The following is a 21,105-nucleotide window of genomic DNA, read 5'->3' as shown; positions in this document are numbered from 1 at the left end:
GACCGCCGACGAGCCGCGTCGCGTCAGCTCCGGCTGTCCCGCCCGTCCCGGCGGTCCCGCCTGTCCCTGCTGTCCCGGCTGCGCTGCGCCGCGACCGAGCGGAGCACGCCCGCGCCGGCGACCGCGAAGCCGACCCCCATCAGCATCGACACGAGATACGCGACGGTCGGGAACGGCGTCCACCCCAGGAAGAGGGGCGCCACCGTGACCAGGGTCGCCACGGCGCCGACGCCGAAGACGATCGCCCCGGCCCGTACGAGACCGTCCCCGGGCCCGGCCTCGTCACGCGCGGGCACGCTCGCGGGGGCGGTCCCGGAAGCCGGATCGGCGGCGGCCGTGGAGCCCGATGATCGGGGGACAGGAGTAGTACTCACCTCACCAGGGTAGTTCCCTGCCGAAGGCAGCGGACAGGAACCGTCCGGCAACGTCTTGTCACCGGGCCCTGGGCCATTAGCCTTGGGGTGGCGGGTCGAGGACCCGCTGTAGTGCTATCCAGAGCCGTTTCGCGCGCGCCAGCGCCCCAACGAGTACGAGGACGAGGACAGACGTGCCTACCGGCAAGGTCAAGTGGTTCAACAGCGAGAAGGGCTTCGGCTTTCTCTCCCGCGACGACGGCGGCGACGTCTTCGTGCACTCGTCGGTCCTCCCCGACGGTGTCGACGCCCTCAAGCCAGGCCAGCGCGTGGAGTTCGGGGTCGTCGCGGGGCAACGCGGTGACCAGGCGCTCTCCGTGACGGTGCTCGACCCGGCGCCATCGGTGGCCGCCGCCCAGCGCCGTAAGCCGGATGAACTCGCCTCGATCGTCCAGGATCTGACGACGCTGCTGGAGAACATCACGCCGATGCTGGAGCGCGGCCGCTACCCCGACAAGGCGCACGGCGCGAAGATCGCGGGCCTGCTGCGCGCGGTGGCGGACCAGTTGGACGTCTGACGCCGGACGTCGGAGACCGGACGTCCGACATCAGACCTCCGGCCTTCGGCCCGGCGGAAGGGCGGGGTACGTACAGGGCTTCCACCCTTACGTACCCCGCCCTTCCGCTACGACGACATCGTCAGCTCCTGCCGGCTCCCTGTCGTCAGTTCCCGTCAGTTCCCGTCAGTTCCCGTCAGCTCTTGTCACCCGCGAACGCGAGCGCCTCCGCCGGCAGCGCGGGCACCAGCCCCTCGGCCGCGGCGCGGGTCAGCAGCCCGCGGATGGCGGCGTACCCGTCCTCGCCCAGGTCGGCGGTGAACTCGTTGACGTACAGCCCGATGTGCTGGTCGGCGACGGCCGGGTCCATCTCCTGGGCATGCTCCCGTACGTACGGACGCGAGGCCTCCGGATCGTCCCAGGCCATCCGGACCGACCGGCGTACGGAGTCCGCGAGCAGCCGCAGCCTCTCCGCGCCCAGCGAGCGCTTGGCGACGATCGCGCCCAGCGGGATCGGCAGTCCGGTCGTGGACTCCCAGTGCTCGCCCATGTCAGCGAGGCGGTGCAGCCCATAATTCTGATAGGTGAACCGGGCCTCGTGGATCACGAGTCCGGCGTCCACCTTGCCGTCCCGTACGGCGGGCATGATCTCGTGGAACGGCATCACGACGATCTCGCCCACCCCGCCGGGCACCCGGTCCGCCGCCCAGAGCCGGAAGAGCAGATAGGCGGTCGAGCGCTCGCTCGGCACGGCGACGGTCCGCCCGGTCAGATCGGCGTCCGGCTCCTTCGCGAGGACCAGCGGACCGCACCCCCGGCCGAGCGCGCCGCCGCAGGGCAGCAGGGTGAACTCGTCCAGGATCCAGGGGAGTACGGCGTACGAGACCTTCAGGACGTCGAACTCGCCGCGCTCCGCCATGCCGTTGGTGAGGTCGATGTCCGCGAAGGTGACGTCGAGTCCGGGCGCCCCGGGGACCCGTCCGTGCGCCCAGGCGTCGAAGACGAAGGTGTCGTTCGGGCACGGCGAGAAGGCGATACGGATCGGGGACGGACGGAGTGGGGACGTACGGAGTGGGGACGTCACGACGACTCCTCGGTCACGAAGGTTCCTCGAAGATGGGGGTGAGCAGGGTGAACGCGTTCCGGAGCGCCTCCAGCGCCGGGCCGATCCGCCAGGACGCCCGGTCGCGCGGCCCGACGGCGTTCGAGATCGCGCGGATCTCTGTACACGGTACGCCGTGGACGGCCGCGGCCTCCGCGACCCCGTACCCCTCCATCGCCTCGGCGGCGGCCCGGGGGTGACGGGCGGCGAGTTCGGCGGTGCGGGCGGCCGTGCCCGTCGCGGTCGAGACCGTCAGGATGGGCGCGAGCAGCGCGGCGGGCCCGGACGGCGTACGGGAGCCACCGGAGGCACCGGCGGGGCCACTGGAGCCGGTGGAGTCACCGGAGGCACCCAGCGCCCGTGCCATCCGCGCCGAGAACTCTGGGTGCGGACGGCGTACGGAGCGCCCGAAGCCCAGCTCCTCCACGGCGGCGAAGCCGTCCGGCGAGTCGGCCCCCAGGTCCGCGGCGACGATCGAGTCGGCGACCACGAGCGAGCCGACCGGCGCGTGCGGCTGGAAGCCCCCGCCGATACCGGCTGCGACGACCAGGTGGTACGGCGGGTCGTACGGGGAGGCGGCGAGCGCCGTCGCGGTGGCGACCGCAGCGGCGGTCGGGCCCACCCCGCCCGCCAGCACGTCGATCACCGGTATCTGCACGGAGCCGGGGCGCGGCGTGTACTGGGCGTGGCCCTTGATCTCGTACCCGCCGGTCAACTCCCGTACCCCACTGGCGGCGTACCGCCCGAGCCCGGCGGCCACGGCGTCGGCCTCCGCCGCCACGGCCGTCACGACGAGCACACGCATGGCGGAACCTCTCGGAGCGACGACGGGGGCGACGGGGACGGAGGGGGCCGGTCAGCCCTTCTTGAACTGGAAGTGCCAGACCCCTGTCAGGGTCTTCCCGGACGTCTCGACGATGCTGACCTGCGTCTCGGTCGCCGGCTCCCCGGTCGGGCTGGCCTGGCTGGAGAGGAAGGCGCTCGCCGGGATGGTCCGGTACGTCTTCGTGTACGGCTCCTGCTCGGCCGGCTGGCCGTTGATGAAGATCGACCAGCCGTGCTCGGCGATGGTCGGGTCGACGCCGAAACGGATCTTGTCGTCGAGGGCGACGGTGATGGTCCGGTCCGCCTTCTTGTTGAGGCAGGCGGTCATCTTGTTCTCCGCGATGGCCTTGCCGTCGTTGTAGCAGGACGCCTCGGTGTTGACCGAGTCGGTGCCGACCGTCACGGTCGCGAGCGGCGTCGGCTTGTCGCAGGCGGCGAGGACGAGGAGTCCGGTGGCCACCGCGCCGAGAGCGGCGCCGGCCCGGCGGGACTTACGGGCGAAGCCGGAGAAGCCAGAGGAGCCAGAGAAGAGCGCAACGGTCATGGGGCGAAGGCTATCGGTCGCCCCGGTTCACGCCACACGCGGGTGGGGCGAGCCGCGCCGGGCGGCGCCGAGCAGCCCCCGTACGCCCGCGAGCGCGCCCAGCGCCACGATGCCCGCGGCGACGCCCATGCCCACCACCCCGTTGAGGGGGAGCGCGATACCGATCGCGCCGCCGACCACCCAGGACATCTGGAGCAGCGTCTCGGAGCGGGCGAACGCGGAGGTCCGTACCTCCTCCGGGACGTCGCGCTGGATCACGGCGTCCAGGGAGAGCTTGCTGAGCGCCTGCGAGAACCCGGCGATCGCGCAGAGCACGGCCATCATCACGCCGCCGAAGAGCAGCGCGGCCAGGAGCGCCGAGCAGAGGGCGATGCCCAGCATGGTGGCGATGATCAACTCGGGCGCGCGGGCCTTGAGCCAGGCGCCGACGGCCGTGCCGAGCGCGTTCCCGGCGCCCGCCGCGACGCCGACGACGCCGAGCGAGACGGCGGCGCTCAGTCCGGTGAGGGGGTGCTCGCGGAGGAGGAAGGCGAGGAAGAAGATGAGGAAGCCGGAGAGGGCGCGGTGCGCGGCGTTGGCCTGGAGTCCGTGGAGGACGGAGGGCCCGACGGTCCGCAGCCCGGGCCGCCGCTCGCGCTCCCGCTCCTTCCTGTCGGCTCTGCTCTCCCTGTCGCCCTTGCCGTCCTTGCGGCCCTTGCGGCCCTTGCCGTTCTTGCCGTCCCGGTCGCCCCGGTCGCTCTTGGGGTGGGGGACGTGCACGAGGTGCGCCTTGCGCTCGCCCTTGGCCGAGTCGACGACGGGCGGCAGGGTGAAGGCCAGCACCGTACCGCCGAGGAAGATCACGCACGCCCCGTACAGCGGACCGCGCTCCCCGATCTGGTGCAGCCCGGCGGCGATCGGCGCCGCGAGCCCGGTGGCGAGCAGACCGGCCAGCGTGACACGGGAGTTGGCCCGTACGAGCGAGACGCGCGGCGGCAGCAGCCGGGGCATCACGGCGCTGCGGACCACGCCGTACGCCTTCGACGCGACCAGCACCCCGAGCGCGGCCGGGTAGAGCTCCAGGCTGCCGGTGACCACGGCGGCCGACATGGCGAGGCCGAGGACGGCGCGGGTCAGCATGGTGGCGGCCATGGCGGCGCGCCGGCCGTGCGGGAGGCGGTCGAGGAGGGGGCCGATGACCGGGGCGAGGAGGGTGAAGGGCGCCATGGTGACGGCGAGGTAGAGCGCGACCCGGCCGCGCGCCTCGTCGGTCGGTACGGAGAAGAAGACGGTGGAGGCGAGCGCGACGGTGATCATGACATCGCCCGCGCCGTTGACGGCGTGCAGTTCGATCAGCTTGCCGAGCCCGGACTCGCCGGCGCCGTGCGCGTGGGTGGCCCTGCGGATCGCGCGTGCGGCGGCGGTGAAGGGCAGGCGCAGCGCACGGCCGACGGCCCGCACCGTCCTCCGGAGCGGACCGCCGTCGTACGCGTCGGACGACCTCGCGGATCTCGCGGCTGCCACTCCGCCATAGTGCCCCAAGGGCCCCTGGCGTGAACCGATCTCAGGCATGACGGGGCCGTGACGGTGCCATGACGGGGGCCCGACCGGCGGGGGACGCGGACGGACCCCGGGGCTGCTTGGCCGGGACGCGCCCGGGGCTGCCCGGCGGGGGCGCGACCTGGGGTGCCCGGCGGGGACGTGGCCGGGTCTGCGGGCGGCGGACGCGCCCGGGGCTGTCCGGCAGGGGACGCACCCGGGCCTGCCCGGCACGGAGACGCGCCCCCGGGGCCGCGGGCGGGGGACGCGCCCGGGACTCACCGGCGCCCACCGGGAATCACCCGGGGGCTGCCCCGGCCTTCCCCTGCGCCACCTCTGGGCCTCCCCACGGCCTTCCCACCGCCTCCCCACGGCCTTCCCGGGGTCTTCCCGCGGCCTCCGCTGCGTTACGGCCCGGTTGCGGAGGGGTCCGAAGCGCGGGAAAGACGGCGCGCAGGTGGGCGGCGGGCGGCAGAGGAGGTAGCGTGCGTAGCGCGCCACCGGCGGTTGTTCTCGGCCGCGCGCCTCTTTGGCATCCCGCAGAATGGATGACAGTAGGCGTGCCCGAGGAGATCTCGGGCGTGGACGTCGATGCGGCCCTCTGGTCCGCTCCGCCCTCGGCCCGTACATCGAAATCCGATGCGGTCGGCGCACCCGTGAGACGGCGTAGGAGAGAAGCGAGACCTGTGAGTGCTGCGACGACGCGAAGCCGAATCCCTGACCGCCTGTGCGCCGAGGCGGTAGACCTCGCCCGCGCGGCAGCCGAGGAGGCCGCCGCGCCCGGGGTGGTCGGGGAACATGTCACGGCGGTGGCCGACGGGGACAGGGTCGTCACCCACTTCTTCGAGTGCAAGGAGCCCGGCTACCGGGGCTGGCGCTGGGCGGTGACGGTCGCGCGCGCCTCCCGCGCGAAGCACGTCACGCTGGACGAAACGGTGCTGCTGCCCGGTCCCGACTCGCTGCTGGCCCCCGAATGGGTGCCCTGGAGCGAACGGCTCCGCCCCGGCGACATGGGCCCCGGCGACCTGCTGCCGACGGAGGCGGAGGACCTGCGGCTGGAGCCCGGCTACTCGGGCGAGGACACGCCCCCGCCGAACTCCGTCGTCCCGGAGGTCACCCCGCAGAACCTGGCGGACCTGGTGGAGGCGGAGGACGCGGCCCCGTCCGCCGATGCCGCCGATGCCGCCGACTCCGTCGGGACCCCGGCCGACGACACCCTCTCGGCCCCCACCAGGGGCACGATCGCGGCGGTCGCCGAGGAACTGGGCATGCGCAGGGCGCGGGTCCTCTCCCGGTACGGCCTCCATGTGGCCGCCGACCGCTGGGACGAGTCCTTCGGCGCGAAGACCCCGATGGCCCAGGCGGCCCCGGCGCCCTGTGTCTCCTGCGGCTTCCTGCTCCCGCTGGCGGGCTCGCTGCGCCAGGCGTTCGGCGTCTGCGCCAACGAGTTCTCCCCGGCCGACGGGCGGGTCGTATCCCTGGCGTACGGCTGCGGCGGGCACTCCGAGGCGGCGGTCATGCCGAAGCCGCCGCGCCCCGCGCCGCCGGTACTCGACTCGATGGGCACGGACGCCTTCCCGCTCCGTCCGGCCCGGGACAGCGGCTCGGTCCTGACGGGCACGGCGGTGGGGGACGGCGATACGGAGGACCTGGGCCACTCGTAAGGCCCCTGAGCCCCCCTGAGCCCCCTAACCCCCTGAGGCCCCTAACCCCCCCGAGGCCCCTTAAGGCCCGTAAGGGACGAGGCAGGACAACGGCGATGCACACCCTCACCCACCGCAAGCTCACCTACTACGTGGCCACCACGCTGGACGGCTTCATAGCGGGCCCGGACGGGGCGGACCCGTCAGGCCCGGACGGCTTCTGGCCCCTGGCGGAGGACTACGTACGGCACATTGTCGACACGTACCCCGAGACGCTCCCCGTCCAGGCCAGGGAGGCGCTCGGGGTGGAGGCGGAGGGCACCCACTTCGACACGGTGCTGGAGGGCCGCCGCAGCTACGAGATCGGCCTGGCCGCAGGGGTCCCCGACGCCTACCCGCACCTGCGCCACCTGGTCTTCTCCCGCACCCTGGCCAAGGCCCCGTCCCCGACGGTCGAACTGACCCCGGAGGACCCGGTGGCAACCGTACGCCGTCTCAAGCGGGAACCCGGCAAGGACATCTGGCTCCTGGGCGGCGCGGAACTGGCGGGCAGCCTCTACGAGGAGATCGACACCCTGATCCTCAAACTCTCCCCCCTGACCATCGCCCAGGGCATCCCGCTGTTCTCCCCCAAGGCGGCCTTCACCCCCCGAACCTGGCACCTGACCAGCCACACCCCCCTCCAGAGCGGCGCCCAGTTCCTCACGTACACCCGCACGGACACCGACTGACCCCTCCCCGCGAGGGCGCCGCCGCCCGGGGCACACGGCAAGGCGCCCACGGCGTAGGGGATGGCGCTGGTGGGTTACTCGGGCTGTACGGGCGGGCATGTGCCCGTGTCCGAGCCGATGCTGTTGATCTCGGCGTTGGAGCGGGTGTCCTCGGCGTAGTTGTACTGGTTGGTGCAGCGCTCGCCGGGCTTGTTGGGGCCGGGGGGCGTGGTGCTCTCCCCGGCCGATGCGTCCGACTTTCCGGAGCCGGAGCCGGAGCCGGAGGCGGAATCGGCGTTGGAGCCGGAGCCGGCCGTGCCGGCCGACGACGCGGCCGACGACGCGGTGGTCGGCACGGAGGTTCCCGCGGCCCCGTCGTTGTCCGGGTTGCAGGCGGTGAGCGACAGGGTGAGGGCCACGGCGGTGAGGGTGAGCGCCGAGATCTTGCGGACGTGCATAAGTCTTCCTCCACAGGGCCCCGTTCCCGGTGAACGGGGCTTCTGGTCTTTCGGATGTGGGCGCGGCGGATCCGCGTTGCGTGGGAAAGGGCGTTGGGACACGCCTGTGACGAGGGCGCAATCCGGCTGTGAAACCCGCCCTGACCTGTGGAGATTGTGTTGTCGGGGTGATCGTTCAGGAGGTTTCCGCGGACTCCAGTACGTTTTTGAGGCGCGTCAGGTCGGCGGCGACCATGCCGGCGTCACGCTCGAAGTCGGCGTCGCTCGTCCCCGGCTGCCGGCGAAGGGTGAAGACCACCTCGCTCCCCGCGCCGTCGGCGATGACACGCACCGGGTTGTGGACGGTCTCCCCGGAGGGCAGCGTGACGTCGTGGTCGAGCACCCCCAGTTCGTTCCGGGGGACGAAGGCCACCACCACCCGTCCCATCAGGGAGGATTCCGCGATCCATTGATCGCCGGCCTTCTCGATCGAGTCCCCCAGGCCACGGGCCCACGCGGGCAGGTTGGCCGGGGCCGAGGCGTAGGCGTAGACCTCGTGGACGGGGCGGTCGATACGGACGCTGAGGTGGCGTGATTCCTTATCGCTGCTGATCATGGCGGCGATGGTAGTGGGCCACCGCCGCCGTTTTCTTGAACGAATCGGACCGGCTTCTCGAACGAATCGGACGGGTTTGTCGAACGAATCGGACAGGCTTGTCGAACGAATTGAACCGGCCCCCTGGATGAATCCGACCGGCCTCGTCAGCCGTGCAGCTTCAGTCCCCTGACGATCTTGTCGACCACGTTCCGCGGACCGTGCACCGCCAGCCCCACCAGGTCCAGGGCGTCCGCCGGGACCGTCCGTACCGCCGCCCGGTTGTCCTCGTCGTTGCCCGTGGCGAACATCTCCGCCGTATAGAGGGCCGTCGGTACGGCGCGGGCCAGCGCCCGGGCGTGGCTGCGGGTCAGGGCCGGGGCGTCGGCGGCGAAGCAGAGGACCGGTTCGCGCAGCAGCGGGAGGTAGTCGTTGCCGGAGGCGTCCTCGTACCGCTTGCCCATGATGTCGTCCCGCGCGTGCGCGATACCGCTGGCCAGGAAGGCCGTCACGTTCAGCTTCTGCCATACGGCCAGGTCGTCCCGGACGATGACGGCGATCTTGGTGTCGAAGCGGAACGGCGCCCCGGAGGATGTGCTGTCTGTCATGGGGGCAGTCTCGGACCGCCACCGGGGCGGTGTCTTGAACGTTCGTGCGCGGTACGCCCCCTCGCACGGCCCTGCGGTACGCCCCTCGTGCGGCCACCCCCTGGACGCTCCCGGGCGGCCACCCCCTGGACACTTCCGCGCCCCCGCCCCCCGCGCGGCAGACTGGACAGCATGAACCAGCAGGGCCTCCCCACCACCCCCGGCGGCGACTGGGCGCGCTACTGGCGGGATCCGGACCGGCCGCTGGAAGCCATGCACGCCCACTTCGTCCGGCACGTCTTCCACCTCCACAGCCACGACGCGTACTCCTTCGCCGTCACCGAATCCGGCGCCCAGCGCTTCCACTGCCGGGGCGGCGGCCACACCAGCACCACCGGGATGATCATGGCGTTCAACCCGGACGACCCCCATGACGGCGAGGCCGCCGAGGAGCTGGGTTTCACCTACCGGATCATGCACATCGGGCCCGAGGTCGTCCGGGACGTCCTCGACGACATCACCGGCGGGCGCGCCGCCCTCCCCCTCTTCGACCGGCCCGTCGTCGACGACCCGGTCCTCGCCTGCGCCCTCCGCCGCCTGCACCCCGCACTCGTCGGCGGCGCCGATCCGCTCGTACGGGAGGAGCGGCTGACCGCCGCCGTCACCGCCATGGTCCGGCGCAACGCCTCGAACCGTACGGGCTCCGCCGTCCCCCGCGAACTCTCCGGCGGACCCACCCGGGGGCTCTCCGGCAGCGGGCGGCTCCTGGCCGCGCGGCGGGTGCGGGCGCTGCTGGACGAGGAGTACGAGCGCGACCTCACCGCCCAGGAGCTCGCGGACGCCGCCGGGTGCAGCCGGTTCGCCCTCTACCGGGCCTTCCGGGCCGTGTACGGCATGCCGCCCAGCGACTACCACCGGCTGCTCCGGCTCCGCAAGGCCCGGCGGCTGCTCGCGGCGGGGCGCTCGGCCGCCGACGCCGCCGCCCTCTCCGGCTTCGCCGACCAGGCGCACTTCCACCGCTGGTTCGTCCGGTCGTTCGGGGTGACCCCGGGGGCGTTCGGGCGGGCCGGCGCGGGAGCCGGGTAGGAGGCGGTGGCCCCGCGTCGCTCAAACGCCGCACGGGGCCGCCGCCGGCCACCGACCGTCCCGCCGGCCACCGGCCGTCCCCCCGGTCAGTCCACCTCGTCCGAGGACTGGCCGCTGCTCTGGGAGATCCCCATGCGGGCCATCTGGTCGGCCATCTCGTCCGCGTTGCCGGTCCCGGGAACCAGACCGCGCATGGGGCCCTCCATGGCGGGGCGGAGGCGCTCACGCCTGCGGTCCAGCCGCGGCGCCTGGTGCCGGTCGAGGCCGTGGGCCGCGCCGGTGGGGTTCGGGGCGACCGTGCCGATCAACCCCTCCAGGCTGAGCAGGTTCCGGGGCATGTCCTCGCCGGTCATCGCCTTCCACACGTCGTTGGCGAAGATCGTGCAGTTGTACTGGGTGAGGTTGTAGGCGACCTCGGCCTTCGCGAAGGCGACCTGGTAACCGCTCTGGACACGATTCAGCGATACATTCTTCGATTCCCTGTGAGTGACCTTCTTGTGCCCGTCCGGGCACGCGACTCCGCCCGGAATGCTCTCCAGCAGCGGGATCTCCTCGCCCCTCTCCGGGTAGAAGCCGAAGGCGACCTTCTTCCCGTCCGATCCGGTGACCTCGATCCAGGCGTGCCCGAGCGACCCCCGAAGGACGTTCCCCGCGTCCACCTTGAGCGTGACCTTCAGCTTCTTGCGGCTGCCGTCGAGCAGTTCCCGTAGGAGCAGGGCGCGCAGCGGCCTCAGTTCGGGGTGCTCCGGCAGATCGATGCCATGCCGGGCCGCTCTCCGGTTCTGGCGCTGTTCCCGCTGGACCCGGCTCACGGCCATGTCCGCGATGCGCTCCGCCTGCTGCGCGAACAGGAGTTCGTGGTGTTCCGTGAAGACCTCTTCGAACACCATCGGATAGCGGTACAGGAAGTCCCCGTATTCGGGGCTGTCCTCGGCGTGGTCGGCGACCTCGCTGTCGTTGACGGCGGCGGAGGCGGCCGAGGCCGCGTATTCGGCCCATCCGTCGATCATCGCCCTGGATTCGTCGGTGACTCCCCCCTCCTCCGCCTCGGCGCCTTCGAGGAGGGAGCTCGTGACGCCGCTGTGCACGATGCCGTACACCGCGTCGCCCATGGCCGAACTCTGCACCGGAGCGGGCGCGGGAGCCGGGGATTCGGGGCGCGCCGGCTGGCGGCGCTCGTCCTCACTGGAGGAGGAGGACGGCTCGAACTCGTAGCGCCCGTAATTCCTTTGCTGATACGGGTTCGCCGGACCGTCCATGAAGGACTGCGCGGCGCTGCCGGCACCGCCCGACCGTATGGAGGCCCCCCGCTCCGGGGAACTGTCGGGCTGCCGTTCGTACTCCGATCCGGAGGACGAGTAGTTCGATCCGGAGTGGTCGGCCTCGTAGCCTCCGCGCTGCTGCGAGCCCTCCACGCGCTGCACGGTCGGCACCTCAGCCGCGCGCTGCACGGTCCCGGCCTCGGGCAGATCCTCGTGGTGGTGTCCCGCGTGCCCGGACGCGGCCCGCTGGGCGACGACGGACGGGGCGGTTGCCGCACCCGCTTCGAAGAAGGCCCCGTCCTTGTCCGCACTCCGCTCGGAGCCCTGGTTGGGGTCGGTGACCGCGAAGCCGGCACCGCTGTTGACCCCGGTCTCCTTGGTGCCGTTGAGGTTCTCGTTCACATGGCTCAGCTCGTGCCCCATGATCCTCATGTCCCTGGCGACCTTCGGGGGCGCGAAGATGTGGTGGCCGACCGTCATGGCCTGGGCGCCCAGCGCCTCGGTGGCCCGCTGGGCCACCGGGTTGTCGTGGAGCTGGGCGGCGCCGAGGTTCGGGTTCTGGAAGTACGGCACCGCCGCGTCGAGCAGCGGCGTGGGAAGCGAGCGGCTCGGCGACGCGATGGCCTCATTGAGGAGGGCCGCCTGAGCGGCCGGGCTGTGGTCCGCCTCGGCCGCCTCTGCCGCCGCGCCAGGCCCGCCGTCGTGGGCGTGCTCCCCGTCCTGGTGCGCCCGCTCGACGGTCGTGTCCGGTACGGAACGCTGGACCTGCGACCCCGATCCCTGGTGCCCGCACGCGGGCCCGTGCTGATGCCGGCTCTGGGCCCAGGGGTGCCCGGCCTGGCGGAGCATCTGGACGACCGCCGCGTTTCCGGCGCTCGCCATGAGATCGGGACCGCCCTGAGCGGCACTCCCGGCCGTGGGCTCTCTGGCCGTGAGGGGCATGTGGCCGCGCTCGGCCTCCTTGTTCCGTATAGGACTGGTGGTCATGTCCTGCTCCCGTACGCGCTGAAGTGAAGTGGAGAGACGTCTACAACGCCGAAGCGTAGTCCGGCAGTCGGCATCGGTCGCCGTCATCAGCGGATGCCGTCGGACGGCATCCGCCCCGCGCGGCGGCGTGTGGTGCGGCCCCGCACCGTCACGGGGCCCGGCGGCGCGGTACGTTCGGGCCCGTACGCGCGGACGGGCGTGCGGGACAGCTACGGCCGTCGGCGACGGGCCGACACGGACGTACGGAACAGAGCGGAGTCACAGCGTGAGCGGCGTAGGTGGCGTAGGCGGCCTGAGTGGCGCGGGTGGCGCGGGCGGCGCGGGCGGCGCAGGCGGTGTGAGGGGCGCCGGCGGCGCTGGCGGTGCGGGTGGCGCGGGCGGCATGGGCGTCGTCGGTACGGGTGCGGGGGCCGACCCGTTCGGTACGGCGCGGCTGCGGCGCGGCGTGCTGGACGCCTGGGGCGCGAGCCCCGCGCGGTTCCGCGAGGACGCCAACGCCGAGGAGGACCTGGCGCTCGGCGGCTACCGGGACCGGCTCGTCGTCGAGCTGGCCCAGAACGCCGCCGACGCCGCCGCCCGCGCCGGCGTCCCGGGGCGGCTCCGGCTCACCCTGCGGCCCGCGACCGGCGACGGACCCGCCGTCCTGGTGGCCGCCAACACCGGCGCGCCGCTCGACGCGACCGGTGTCGAGTCGCTCTCCACCCTGCGCGCCTCCGCCAAACGCGAGGGGCAGGAGGGCGCCGTCGGCCGGTTCGGCGTCGGCTTCGCCGCCGTCCTCGCCGTCAGCGACGAGCCCGCCGTCATCGGCCGGCACGGCGGCGTCCGCTGGTCCCTGGCCGAGGCGCGCGGCCTCGCCGAGGCGACCGCCCAGGCCAGCCCCGGCCTCGGCGACGAACTGCGCCGCCGCGACGGCCACGTACCCCTGCTGCGCCTGCCGCTCCCCGCCGAGGGCACCGCCCCGGACGGCTACGACACCGTCGTCATCCTCCCCCTGCGCGACGCCGCCGCCGCCGATCTGGTGGAGCGGCTGCTCACCGGGGTGGACGACGCGCTGCTGCTCACCCTCCCGGGACTCGCCGAGGCCGCCGTCGAAACCCCGGAAGGGGAACGGGTGTTGCGGCGTACGCGGGACGCGGGGGACCCCTCGTACGTGGTGGTACGGGAGGAGACGGCACCGGCCGCCGGAACCGCCGCTGGAACCACTGCCGGAATCACCACCGACACCACCCTCACCCCCGGCACCACCCCCGACACCACCCTCACCCCCGGCACCACCCGTCGCTGGCGCGTCGTCAGCCACCACGGCGCCATCGACGCCCCCCTCCTCGAAGGCCGCCCCCGGGAGGAACGCCTCCGTCCGCACTGGGCCGTCACCTGGGCGGTGCCCGTGGACGCCGAGGGCGCGCCCGCCCGCCCCCGTACCGCGCCCGTCGTGCACGCCCCGACCCCCACCGACGAACCCCTCGGCGTGCCCGCGCTGCTCATCGCCACGCTGCCGCTGGACACCACCCGGCGCCACCCCGCGCCGGGGCCGCTCACCGACTTCCTGGTCACCCGCGCGGCCGACGCGTACGCCGAACTCCTCAGCCGCTGGACGCCCAACTCCACCGCCCTCCTCGACCTCGTCCCCGGGCCGCTCGGCCAGGGCGAGCTGGACGGGCGGCTGCGCTCCGCGATCCTGGAGCGCCTCCCGCGCGTCCCCTTCCTCACCCCGGCCGCCCCGGCCGAGTCCGACACGTACACCGCGTCCGACACATACACCGCGTCCGACACCCCCGCCGAATCCTCCGAAGACGACGGAACCCCCGGCCCCTTCGCTTCCCCCGGCCCCTTCGCGCCCCCCGGCCCCCTCCGCCCCTTCGAGGCCGAGGTCGTCGAGGGAGCGGGCGCCGAGACCGTACGGGTGCTCGCCGAGGTGCTGCCCACCCTGCTCCCCGCCGGGCTCGAACGCCGCCCGGAGCTGCGGACCCTCGGCGTCGGCCGGCTCCCCCTCGGTGACGCCATCGAGCGCATCGCGGGCGCCGAGCGTGCGCCCTCCTGGTGGTACCGGCTCTACGACTCCCTCGCGGGCGTCGACGCCGACCGGCTCTCCGGGCTGCCGGTGCCGCTCGCCGACGGCCGGACGACAATCGGACCGCGCCAGGTGCTGCTGCCGCTGCCCGGGGCCGAAGGATCCGAGGACCCGGCCGCCTCCGTCGACCTCGCGCGGCTCGGGCTCAAGGTGGCCCACGCCGACGCCGCCCACCCCCTGCTGGAGAAGCTGGGCGCGCTGCCCGCCACACCGCGCGCCGTGCTGACCACTCCGCAGGTACGGGCGGCGGTCGCGGCCTCGCTCGACGCGGGCGAGATCTGGGACGAGGACGCCACCACCCCGGACGCCGACGAACTCGCCGAGCTGGTGCTGACCCTCGTACGGGACGCGGGGCTCGAACCCGGCGACGAACCCTGGCTGGGCGCCCTCGCCCTCCCCGACGAGGACGGCGAACTCGCGCCCGCCGGCGAACTCGTCCTCCCCGGCAGCCCGTTCGCCGCCGTCCTCCGCGAAGACGAACTCGCCCACTGCGACGCCGAACTGGCCGAACTCTGGGGCGAACAGCCGCTGGCCGCCTGCGGGGTGCTGGGCGCCTTTGCCCTCGTACGCGCCACGGACGTCGTCCTCGACCCGGACGAACTGGAGCCCAGGGACAGCGACTTCGCCGAACCCGACGACGCGGGCCTGCTCGACGCCGTCGACGTCTGGTGCGAGGACGTACTGGACCGGCTCCCCGAAACCCCCGTCCCGCCGGTCGCCACCGAGATCGTCGCCGTGCGCGATCTCGACCTGGTGGACGACGACGCCTGGCCGCAGGCGCTGGCGCTGCTCGCCCAGCCGCCGCTGCGGGACGCGCTCGTCCACTCCGTACGGGTGCTGCTGCCCGACGGGACCACGGAGAGCGTCCGTTCGTACACCGCGTGGTGGCTCCGCGACCACCCCGTGCTCGACGGGCGGCGCCCCGCCGGGCTCCGTTCGGCGGCCGGGGACCCGCTGCTCGCCGGGTTGTACGACGCGGTCGACGCCTCCGGCTTCGACGACGCCCAGGTGCTGCACGCCCTGGGGGTACGGACCTCGGTCGCCGCCCTGCTCGGCGAACCGGGTGGCGCGGCCGAACTGCTGGGACGGCTCGCCGACCCGGACCGGGAGGTCGCCCCCGCCCAACTCCACGCCCTCTACACGGCCCTGGCCGACCTCGACCCCGAACAGGTGACTCTCCCGGACGAGTTGCGCGCGGTCATCGACGGTGAGGTACGCGTGGTCGACGCCTCCGACGCCCTGATCGCGGACGCCCCCGACCTCCTCCCGCTCGCCGGAGGGCTTCCCCTCCTCCCCGTATCCCCGGCGCGCGCCGCTGAGCTGGCGGAGCTGCTCCAGGTGCGGCGGCTGAGCGAGGCGGTCCCGGCCGGGGTGACCGGTACGGACCGTACGGAGCGGGAGGTGCCCGAGGCGGTACGCACCCTCCTCGGCCCGGCCACCCCCGCCACGTACACCGAGTACGGGGAACTGAGCGCCGACGGCACCGAACTCGACTGGCGCCGCACCCCGGACGGCACCCTGCACGCCGCCACCCTGGAGGGCGTGGCGGCGGCCCTGGCCTGGGCGACCGCCCAGTGGCCTCGCCGCTTCGAGGTGGCGGCCCTGCTGGAGGACCTGTCCCGGACGGAGGAACTGGCCCGGGACCGCTGGTTCGACTGAGGCGGTCGGGCCGAGGGCGGGCCCCCGCTCCGTACGTGAACGAACGTACGTACGGCCGAGGACGGGCCCTGCTCCGTACGCAAACGCGGATACGTACGGAGCAGGGCCCCGGCACCAGTTGCCCCCCCCGGGTCACCCCAGCGCCCGCACCGACCTCCAGTCGTCCGCCATAGCGACCTTCACCGGCGCGTGCGTCCAGGCCGACGGCGCCGGGACGCCGGCGGGCAGCCTGACCCGGATCCGCTTGCCGACATCGAAACTGCCGTACCCGTCCCCCGGATAGAGCCAGAAGCCGCCGTCCGGGGTGACCGCGAAGAGATCGGTGACGCCGTCGCCCGGGTAGGCGTCCCCGTAATGGGTGATCAGCGCCGCCTTGCCGGTGGTGCGCTGGTACCAGTGGTTCGCCGGGTGGAGCTTTCCGCCCGTCGTGTACGAGGCGTTCAGGCACTCCCCGATACCGCCGCCCGGGAGCCCGACACAGGTGAACAGGTTGCCGGCGCTGTCCACCTGGAGGATGTCGGGGATGCCGTCGCCCGTCAGGTCACCGGGGGCGTCGCCCTGGGTGCCGGGCTGGACGTAGAAGGTGTAGCTGGTGGCGGCGCTCTTGTTGCCGTACTGGTCGAAGGCGTACGCCTGGAGCGTGTTGGGGCCCGCGTGCGGGGGTTTGAGGGCGGCGATGGTGACCTTGCCGTTGGTGGCGGTCACATCGGTCCACCCCAGACCGTCGATGCCGTACTGGAACTTCGCCGCCACGAGGACCGCGTCGAGACCTCCGTCACCCTCTACGACGGTCTCGGCCGCGAGCGCCAGACCCAGGAAGAGGCCGAGCCCGACTGGTCGAAGGTCGTCAACCCGGCGGGCACCTCCGACTACCGCGTCTACACCGACGCGCTGGGCCGCACCGCCCGCGTGGACACCTTCAACCCGCAGGCGCCGAACGGCTTCACCTCGACGCGGTACGCGTACGACCGGCACGGCCGCCTGGAGCAGGCCGTCAACTCGGCCGAGCCGAAGCACCCGTGGAGCTGGACATACGACCACCGGGGCCGCCAGATCACGGCGACCGACCCGGACGCGGGGACGACGAGGACCACGTACGACGCCCGCGACCGCGTCCTGACCACGAAGAACGCGCGGAACGTCACCACCTGGAACGCCTACGACATCCTCTCCCGCCCGACCGAACAGCGCCTGACCGGCGCGACCGGCACGCTGCTGGCGGCGTTCACGTACGACAAGGCGCCGGGCGGTACGGGCATGCCGTACACGGCGACCCGCTACACGGGCGGGGAGGCGTACACGCAGCGGGTCGACGGCTACACGAAGGACTACCAGCCGACATCGACCACACTGACGCTCCCCACGGCCCTGAGCACGGCATGGGGCCTGGAACCCTCCTACACGTACGCGTACTCCTACACGGACACGGGCATGCTCCAGGAGGCGACTCTTCCCAAGGCCGGCAGGTTCGACGCGGAGAAACTCGTCGTCCGCTACAACGAGGACGGCAACCCGCTCTCGGTCTCCGGCAAGGACTGGTACGGAGCCGAGACCGTCTACGACTCCTACGGCCAGGTCCAGCGCTCGACGCTGGGCGCGCAGCCGAACCGGGTCTGGACGCAGGCGACGTACGACGAGTCGAGCGGCGAGCTGAGCGAGCAGGCGGTCTACCGCGAGCAGACCGGCGACCAGAGTGTCGTCGCCGGCAACCTGGTCTCCAAGCGGGCGTACGCGTACGACCCGTCCGGCAATGTGACGTCGGTCCGCGAACACTCCACGGGCATAGCCGAGCGCCAGTGCTTCACGTACGACCCGCTCGGCCAGCTCAAGACGGCATGGACGTCGAAGGACCAGACGGCCTGCACCACCCCCAGGAACACCGACGGCTCACTCAACGTCGCGGCGGGCAAGGACAACTCCGGCTACTGGCAGGAGTACGAGTACGACCTGGTGGGCAACCGCACCAAGCTGACGGAGAAGGACCTGACGGGCGCCACCGCGAAGGACGCGGTGACGTCGTACGCGTACGGCAAGCCGGACGGCAGCCAGCCGCACACACTGACGAAGGTCGCCAAGGCGTACACGACGCCGCAGGGCGCGCAGGTCAAGGCCGAGGCGGAGCGCCTGTACGAACTGACCGGCGAGACCCGCTCGATCACCTCCACGGAGAGCGGTGACGAGCAACGGCTCTCCTGGACGTACGACGGCCAGATAGAGCGCATCACCGGCCAGGGCACAGCGGGCAAAACCCCCTACACCGGCCTGGCCGACAAGTGCCTGGACCTGAAGAACGGCCTGACCGCCGCGGGCCAGCCGCTCCAACTCCACGCCTGCAACACCTCCCCGGCCCAGAGCTGGCGCTTCACCCCGACCCCTGGGCAGGCGGACGCCGACCGGGGCGCGCTGAGCGCGTACGACGACTGGTGCGTACAGCCGGCGTCGAACACGGCAGGCGCGGCGGTGGAGATCCAGAAGTGCGACGGCAAACCGGCCCAGGAGCTGAGGCGCACAGCATCCGGCCAGTTGACACACCTGGCATCGGGCCTGTGTGTGGCGGTGAAGGACGCCAACCCGGCCAACTCCACCCCCCTGGTCCTGACAACTTGCTCGACCGCCGGACCCGACCAGCTCTGGTCACCTCAGAACGACACCCGATACATCTACGCCCCCGACGGCACCCGACTCCTCTCCATCAAGAACAAGCAGGCAACCCTCTTCCTGGGCGACACGGAGATCACGGTCGCGCCGGGCGGCACACTGATCCACACACAGCGCACCTACGCGGTGCCGGGCGGCGCGGTGATGCGGTACGCGAACGGTGAGGGCGCGGCGCAGTTGGTGGCCCTGACAGGCGACCACCAGGGAAGCACGTACACAGAAGTAGCCCTGAACTCCACCAACACCGTCCGGATCCGCAAGCAGGACCCCTTCGGCAACCAGCGGGCCGCGGGCTCGCTCGGGACGAACCTCCAGTCCCACTCCGGCTTCCTGGGCGCGACCAGGGACGACTCCTCGGGCTTCCAGCCGCTGGGCGCGCGCCTGTACGACCCGCTGGTGGGCCGCTTCCTGTCGGCGGACCCGGTGCTGGACCTGAACGACGTCCTCCAGTCCAACGGCTACGCGTACGCGCACAACAACCCGGTGACGATGGCGGACCCGACGGGCCTGGCCATCTCCCTGACGGCCTCGGAACGAGCGGCGGCCCTGGCGGGCGCGGGCCTCTCAGCGGCCCAGGTCTCCCAGGCCCAGGCCATGAGCGGCAAGTCCCTCACCTCGGTGATCCTGTCGGTGGCCTGGAGCACCCTGAAGGACTTCATCGGCATCAACGACGCGGTGTCGTGCTTCGGCGGCGACATGTGGTCGTGCGGCAGCCTGATCATCAGCGCGATCCCCTGGTCCAAAATAGGAAAAATCCCCTCAGTCCTCAGAGCGGTCGACCGCACCATCAACGCGGTCATGGCCTTCCGCGCCGCGAAGAGAGCGGCGGAACTGGTCCTGAAGGCGGCGAAGGCAGCCGAGGCCGCCGCTCTCCGGGCCAAGAAGGCGGCGATCGAGAGAGCAAAAAAGGAAGCAGCCCAGCGAGCCAAGAAAAAGGCCGCCGAACAAGCAAAAAGAACAGCAGACAGAGCAGCAGCCCAGGCCAGGAAAACCGGCAACGCGGTCCAGAAACAAGCCCAGGCAAAAGCAGCCCCCCGAGTCTCCACCCACAAGCCGCCCAATAACAGAGGCAGCACAGCCACCCCCTCCAAGGCAGGCGGCTCCAAACCAGGCGGCACCTCCGGCGGCACCTCCCGCACCAGCGGCGGAGGCACCAGCGGCAGCGGCGGCTCGGGCAAGGCCGGCGGCGGCTCCGGCGGCTGCTCGGCGGCGAACAGCTTCGTCCCCGGCACGAAGGTCCTCCTGTCCGACGGCACCACCAAGCCGATCGAACAGGTCAAGCCGGGCGACAAGGTCCTGGCCACAGACCCCAGGACGGGTGAGACCCGAGCGGAGACGGTCACCGCCGAGATCAAGGGCGAGGGCCTGAAACACCTGGTCAAAATAACAATCAACACAACCACCAAAAAAACCGCCAAAAAAACCACCAACCCAACCCAGATCACAGCCACAGAGGGCCACCCCTTCTGGGTCCCTGAACTCGGAGAATGGCTGGACGCCAAGAACCTCCACCCAGGCCAGTGGCTCCAGACCGGCGCGGGCACGCTGGTCCAGATCACAGCGGTAGAACACCACACCGCCCAAGCGGCAACAGTCCACAACCTCACCGTCGCCAACCTCCACACGTACTATGTGCTGGCGGGGCAGACGCCGGTCCTCGTGCACAATTCCAGTTGTCCCACAAGTGCCGCCGATGGTGAGCGTTTGCGCAGGCAGCTCGCCGAGGAGGCTGGCCAGCTTCCAGGGATTCGTTCGGCAGATGACATCTTCGATACCCCATCTGCCCTCAGTGGTGGCGTCACGCCGGACCAGGTTCGCCCATTCTTTGCAGGCCGGAACGGATGGGTCGAAGAGGGCCTAGGTAGAGGTAAGAACGCTGGCGGCGGTTGGGTAATTCGCGAATATACAGGTCGCGGAGACCCGACTGGGAGGATGCTCAGGTGGAATCCTGGAGGCGGCCATCATGGTGAGGGTGCTTACTGGAGAGTCGTGGGTCCTGAAGGGGATCTGGGAGGAATCATTCGATGACCGACGATCGGAAGTTGGCGGACTTTCGGCGGTGGACTCTCGCCGTGCTGGGCTTGCTCAGTGCAGGGCCCGAAAAGCAAGTGGAGTACTTGCGGGCGTCAGGTGTGGGACCAGATGAAGTATTGCTTCAATTCGACGACGTGCTGCACGTGGCTCGCGCCAGAGTAGCTGACGGTTCGTTGAATGACGAAGATTACCTCTTGCTTCAGGAGGTCAATGAAAGCGTCAATTCCGTAAGCGCGGGCCCTGAGGTGATTTGGACCGAGGGTGCTCTCAAAGAGGCCGCTGCATGGGAAGAGGTGCGGGCGGCGTCGAGGGCGGCAAAGTCGGGTCTGGAGCAGTCCTGGAGCCAGGATGCAGGCGATTAGCAGGGAACTTTTTGACGGTGATCGGTGGCGAATATAATTCGCCTTCGATTGCTCCAATGTAGGACGTTCCTGAGCGTTCGCTGAGGTCAACGCGAGAGCCCCACCGATGTGAAAT

The 21,105-nt window shown here is 71.8% G+C and carries 16 protein-coding genes and 1 pseudogene; 7 read left to right on the top strand and 10 right to left on the bottom strand.

Going from position 1 to position 21,105, the window contains the following annotated elements; translation table 11 throughout:
* Positions 1 to 23: 23 nt before the first annotated feature.
* Complete coding sequence (locus AB0O07_RS17340; RefSeq protein ID WP_365633551.1) at positions 24 to 296, bottom strand: hypothetical protein; 273 nt, start codon at positions 294 to 296, stop codon at positions 24 to 26.
* A gap of 251 nt (positions 297 to 547) precedes the next feature.
* Between AB0O07_RS17340 and AB0O07_RS17335 the strand changes: the two genes are divergently transcribed.
* A complete protein-coding gene (locus AB0O07_RS17335) occupies positions 548 to 931 on the top strand; it encodes a cold-shock protein (protein WP_365633549.1) in 384 nt (127 codons plus the stop codon).
* 175 nt (positions 932 to 1,106) lie between these two features.
* On the opposite strand, the gene AB0O07_RS17330 is transcribed toward AB0O07_RS17335, so the two are convergent.
* The 4 genes from AB0O07_RS17330 to AB0O07_RS17315 are packed head-to-tail and all read right to left on the bottom strand — an operon-like array spanning position 1,107 to position 4,932.
* Positions 1,107 to 1,994: a 1,4-dihydroxy-6-naphthoate synthase gene (locus AB0O07_RS17330; protein ID WP_365633547.1), complete on the bottom strand. Its 888-nt coding sequence runs from the start codon at positions 1,992 to 1,994 to the stop codon at positions 1,107 to 1,109.
* A gap of 13 nt (positions 1,995 to 2,007) precedes the next feature.
* Positions 2,008 to 2,817, bottom strand: coding sequence for a futalosine hydrolase (mqnB, locus tag AB0O07_RS17325; protein ID WP_365633544.1), 810 nt, complete (start codon positions 2,815 to 2,817; stop codon positions 2,008 to 2,010).
* A gap of 51 nt (positions 2,818 to 2,868) precedes the next feature.
* On the bottom strand, positions 2,869 to 3,381 hold the full coding sequence (locus AB0O07_RS17320) for a DUF2771 domain-containing protein (protein ID WP_365633541.1): 513 nt from the start codon (positions 3,379 to 3,381) through the stop codon (positions 2,869 to 2,871).
* Positions 3,382 to 3,408: 27 nt separating this feature from the next.
* Positions 3,409 to 4,932, bottom strand: a complete 1,524-nt coding sequence (locus tag AB0O07_RS17315; protein ID WP_365633538.1) for an MFS transporter — start codon at positions 4,930 to 4,932, stop codon at positions 3,409 to 3,411.
* A gap of 653 nt (positions 4,933 to 5,585) precedes the next feature.
* On the opposite strand from AB0O07_RS17315, the gene AB0O07_RS17310 reads away from it, so the two are divergent.
* Together AB0O07_RS17310 and AB0O07_RS17305 are read left to right on the top strand one after the other, a co-directional pair.
* Positions 5,586 to 6,563, top strand: coding sequence for a DUF3027 domain-containing protein (locus tag AB0O07_RS17310; protein WP_365633535.1), 978 nt, complete (start codon positions 5,586 to 5,588; stop codon positions 6,561 to 6,563).
* Between the two features lie 95 nt (positions 6,564 to 6,658).
* A complete protein-coding gene (locus AB0O07_RS17305) occupies positions 6,659 to 7,273 on the top strand; it encodes a dihydrofolate reductase family protein (RefSeq protein WP_365633532.1) in 615 nt (204 codons plus the stop codon).
* Between the two features lie 74 nt (positions 7,274 to 7,347).
* Here AB0O07_RS17305 and AB0O07_RS17300 read toward each other — a convergent pair whose 3' ends face one another.
* The 3 genes from AB0O07_RS17300 to AB0O07_RS17290 all read right to left on the bottom strand — a co-directional run bounded on the left by AB0O07_RS17300 (position 7,348) and on the right by AB0O07_RS17290 (position 8,892).
* Positions 7,348 to 7,710: a hypothetical protein gene (locus AB0O07_RS17300; protein ID WP_365633529.1), complete on the bottom strand. Its 363-nt coding sequence runs from the start codon at positions 7,708 to 7,710 to the stop codon at positions 7,348 to 7,350.
* Between the two features lie 175 nt (positions 7,711 to 7,885).
* Positions 7,886 to 8,305: an SRPBCC family protein gene (locus AB0O07_RS17295; protein WP_365633526.1), complete on the bottom strand. Its 420-nt coding sequence runs from the start codon at positions 8,303 to 8,305 to the stop codon at positions 7,886 to 7,888.
* Between the two features lie 146 nt (positions 8,306 to 8,451).
* Positions 8,452 to 8,892: a DUF2000 domain-containing protein gene (locus tag AB0O07_RS17290; RefSeq protein WP_365633523.1), complete on the bottom strand. Its 441-nt coding sequence runs from the start codon at positions 8,890 to 8,892 to the stop codon at positions 8,452 to 8,454.
* A gap of 171 nt (positions 8,893 to 9,063) precedes the next feature.
* Here AB0O07_RS17290 and AB0O07_RS17285 point away from each other — a divergent pair, with 171 nt between their 5' ends.
* A complete protein-coding gene (locus tag AB0O07_RS17285) occupies positions 9,064 to 9,957 on the top strand; it encodes an AraC family transcriptional regulator (protein WP_365633520.1) in 894 nt (297 codons plus the stop codon).
* Positions 9,958 to 10,043: 86 nt separating this feature from the next.
* Here the strand turns inward: AB0O07_RS17285 and AB0O07_RS17280 are convergent, their stop codons facing one another.
* Complete coding sequence (locus tag AB0O07_RS17280) at positions 10,044 to 12,206, bottom strand: DUF4157 domain-containing protein (RefSeq protein WP_365633517.1); 2,163 nt, start codon at positions 12,204 to 12,206, stop codon at positions 10,044 to 10,046.
* Positions 12,207 to 12,588: 382 nt separating this feature from the next.
* On the opposite strand from AB0O07_RS17280, the gene AB0O07_RS17275 reads away from it, so the two are divergent.
* Complete coding sequence (locus AB0O07_RS17275; RefSeq protein WP_365633514.1) at positions 12,589 to 15,936, top strand: molecular chaperone Hsp90; 3,348 nt, start codon at positions 12,589 to 12,591, stop codon at positions 15,934 to 15,936.
* 132 nt (positions 15,937 to 16,068) lie between these two features.
* Here AB0O07_RS17275 and AB0O07_RS17270 read toward each other — a convergent pair whose 3' ends face one another.
* Positions 16,069 to 16,641, bottom strand: a complete 573-nt coding sequence (locus AB0O07_RS17270; RefSeq protein WP_365633511.1) for a hypothetical protein — start codon at positions 16,639 to 16,641, stop codon at positions 16,069 to 16,071.
* A gap of 39 nt (positions 16,642 to 16,680) precedes the next feature.
* On the opposite strand from AB0O07_RS17270, the pseudogene AB0O07_RS17265 reads away from it, so the two are divergent.
* Positions 16,681 to 20,622, top strand: a pseudogene (locus AB0O07_RS17265) (polymorphic toxin-type HINT domain-containing protein); the annotation flags it as partial.
* The gene (locus AB0O07_RS17260) at positions 20,619 to 20,990 is read left to right on the top strand and encodes a hypothetical protein (RefSeq protein WP_365633508.1); all 372 of its coding nucleotides are present in this window, start codon (positions 20,619 to 20,621) and stop codon (positions 20,988 to 20,990) included. The pseudogene AB0O07_RS17265 and the gene AB0O07_RS17260, both read left to right, overlap by 4 nt.
* Positions 20,991 to 21,105: the final 115 nt, after the last annotated feature.

The sequence above is a fragment of the Streptomyces sp. NPDC093085 genome, assembly GCF_040683935.1.
Taxonomy (GTDB): Bacteria; Actinomycetota; Actinomycetes; order Streptomycetales; family Streptomycetaceae; genus Streptomyces.
This window is presented reverse-complemented; position numbering and strand designations above follow the sequence as displayed.

What these genes read in the sequence shown, in the direction of transcription:
- AB0O07_RS17290 (WP_365633523.1), bottom strand. Translation starts at nt 8,892, where the DNA reads ATGACAGACAGCACATCCTCCGGGGCGCCGTTCCGCTTCGACACCAAG.
- AB0O07_RS17280 (WP_365633517.1), bottom strand. Translation starts at nt 12,206, where the DNA reads ATGACCACCAGTCCTATACGGAACAAGGAGGCCGAGCGCGGCCACATG.
- AB0O07_RS17315 (WP_365633538.1), bottom strand. Translation starts at nt 4,932, where the DNA reads ATGCCTGAGATCGGTTCACGCCAGGGGCCCTTGGGGCACTATGGCGGA.
- AB0O07_RS17260 (WP_365633508.1), top strand. Translation starts at nt 20,619, where the DNA reads ATGACCGACGATCGGAAGTTGGCGGACTTTCGGCGGTGGACTCTCGCC.
- AB0O07_RS17320 (WP_365633541.1), bottom strand. Translation starts at nt 3,381, where the DNA reads ATGACCGTTGCGCTCTTCTCTGGCTCCTCTGGCTTCTCCGGCTTCGCC.
- mqnB (WP_365633544.1), bottom strand. Translation starts at nt 2,817, where the DNA reads ATGCGTGTGCTCGTCGTGACGGCCGTGGCGGCGGAGGCCGACGCCGTG.
- AB0O07_RS17285 (WP_365633520.1), top strand. Translation starts at nt 9,064, where the DNA reads ATGAACCAGCAGGGCCTCCCCACCACCCCCGGCGGCGACTGGGCGCGC.
- AB0O07_RS17300 (WP_365633529.1), bottom strand. Translation starts at nt 7,710, where the DNA reads ATGCACGTCCGCAAGATCTCGGCGCTCACCCTCACCGCCGTGGCCCTC.
- AB0O07_RS17295 (WP_365633526.1), bottom strand. Translation starts at nt 8,305, where the DNA reads ATGATCAGCAGCGATAAGGAATCACGCCACCTCAGCGTCCGTATCGAC.
- AB0O07_RS17305 (WP_365633532.1), top strand. Translation starts at nt 6,659, where the DNA reads ATGCACACCCTCACCCACCGCAAGCTCACCTACTACGTGGCCACCACG.
- AB0O07_RS17275 (WP_365633514.1), top strand. Translation starts at nt 12,589, where the DNA reads ATGGGCGTCGTCGGTACGGGTGCGGGGGCCGACCCGTTCGGTACGGCG.